Origin of the sequence: Saccharopolyspora sp. NPDC002686 (assembly GCF_040295745.1) — a bacterium.
In the GTDB taxonomy this organism is placed as follows: Bacteria; Actinomycetota; Actinomycetes; order Mycobacteriales; family Pseudonocardiaceae; genus Saccharopolyspora; species Saccharopolyspora oryzae.
In genome coordinates, this window is record NZ_JBEOVY010000628.1 from 1 (window position 1) to 1,784 (window position 1,784).

Here is a 1,784-nt window from a genome sequence, read left to right on the forward strand (position 1 = left end):
TCGTCTCGGTGACCTACGGTGCGGGCGGCTCCAGCCGGGACCGCACGATCCGCACCACCGGGCGCCGAGGTTGCCGCGCAGCGCGCTGCCGCGCACGCCCTGCTCGTCGGCCAGCGCGAGGAAGGCGTCAGCGGCGGCGGCGAAGTCCGCGCCGGCATCCAGCGTCACGCCGATCATGTCCAGGTGGACGCCTTCCAGCGCGTCCGCGAGGTCGTCGACGGCCAGCCCGCCGCGGCCCAGCCGCAGCCACAGCGAGGACACGCCGTTGTAGAGGTCCGCCAAGACCTCGCGATTGGTCTCGGCTGCGTCCGGGTGCTCGTGGCGCTGCCGCACGTCCCAGCCCTCGGCGACGCTGCCCTGCGCGCGGCTGCCCCGGACGAACGGCGTCAGCCCCGGCACGCCCTGCTCGCCCGGGGTGCCGGTGTAGAGCGGGTGCACGGTGATGCCGTCGTAGGTGGTGGTGGCCAGCACGTCCTCGACCGGCCCGGTCGTGTTCTCGTCGACCAGGCCCGAGCGCTGCAGGACCTTCTGCACCTGGGCCTGCCACTGCTCGCGGGTCGGTTCCGGGAATTCGGCAGCCAAGGCCAACTCCGGCCCGACGCTGCTCGACTTCGAGTGCGCCACCATGGGAACAGATGGTAGGCCGGTGTCCGGATTTCGAACCCGATCAGATCTGTGACGCGCATCGCAAGCCGCAGGCGCCGCGGCGCGGTTGTGGGGTTCGGCGCTGCTGGCGCCCCGTTTTTGGCGACTGCCGACAATTGCGCTTCCGGGTTCGCGCGGCGGTGCTGATCGACGACTGCCGTCGGCCCGGTACGTTCGAACGGGTGAGCTGCGGTTACCGGGTTTCGGAGGGGGAGTGGAGATGCGGCTGGTCCTGCTGGTCCTCGCGGTCTTCGGCGTGATCGGGCTCAGCGGTTGCAGTGGATCTGGGGAGGCCGAACCGTCGGTGGACGAGGCCCTGGCGTTCACCGGGCTGGTCGTCCCGCAGGGTTCGGAAGTGGTCGCGTTCGACGCCGAGCACGGCATCGACTCCCGCTACCGGCTAGCGGTCGCCGTCAACGCCGACGCGGTGGATCGCCTGCTCGCGGATTCGCAGTTCAGCGCCCCGCTGGAACAAGGACGAGCAGCAATCCAGGCCCCGCTGCCGCAGGTCTCGATCGGCACCGACATCGCCTCGGCCACCGACGAACTCCCGCCGGGCCCAGGCCGACCGACCGAAGCGCACCGCGAACTCCTCCTGGACCGCTCGAACCCGGCCCGCCCGGTGATCCACGTCTGGGCCTTCACGACTTGACAGCATTGCTGCGCGGGCTTTGCCCGGGTCACGGTTCGCGACCGCAGAGGTGGTAGACCCAGCCCGCTTCGGGGGAGTAGTGGAGCTCGTAGTGGGTCTCGATCTTGGGGCCGTCGTGCAGGTGGATGTGCCGCAGCAGCCGGCCCGCGACGGCTTCCGAATCCCGGAGATCCTGCATCCGCCCGTCCAGCGGCCCGCCGATGAACCGCACGTTCCGGCTCGACATGGCACCCCTCCTCCCGCGCTGCTTCACCTTCGGCCCCAATCGTCCCCGATCCCGACCCCCCAACACCAGCGCGCGAACCGGTGGGTCGACCGATCCACCCCGTTCCACCGTCCGCGTTCCGGCGGTCCGCAAATTCAATGGAAATCAGAGGTCCGATTTCCATTGAAATTGCGGAAGTTCTCCCCAGGCCGGGCCACTTGTCCAACTCCGTCGGCGTGTCACGCCCGGGGGGCCGCAGTTTCAATTGAAACTGCAGATCCC

General features: G+C 69.8%; 3 protein-coding genes. 1 reads left to right on the forward strand and 2 read right to left on the reverse strand.

Annotated elements, in window-relative coordinates; translation table 11 throughout:
- Positions 1-627, reverse strand: a 627-nt coding sequence (locus ABTZ89_RS38425; RefSeq protein ID WP_351054361.1) for a methylmalonyl-CoA mutase family protein, incomplete at its 3' end; no start/stop codon positions are given.
- Between the two features lie 238 nt (positions 628-865).
- Here ABTZ89_RS38425 and ABTZ89_RS38430 point away from each other — a divergent pair.
- Entirely contained in the window at positions 866-1,297 is a 432-nt protein-coding gene (locus ABTZ89_RS38430) for a hypothetical protein (RefSeq protein WP_351054363.1), read from the forward strand.
- 28 nt (positions 1,298-1,325) lie between these two features.
- Here the strand turns inward: ABTZ89_RS38430 and ABTZ89_RS38435 are convergent, their stop codons facing one another.
- The gene (locus ABTZ89_RS38435) at positions 1,326-1,523 is read right to left on the reverse strand and encodes a DUF8847 domain-containing protein (protein WP_270949015.1); all 198 of its coding nucleotides are present in this window, start codon (positions 1,521-1,523) and stop codon (positions 1,326-1,328) included.
- Positions 1,524-1,784 lie beyond the last annotated feature (261 nt).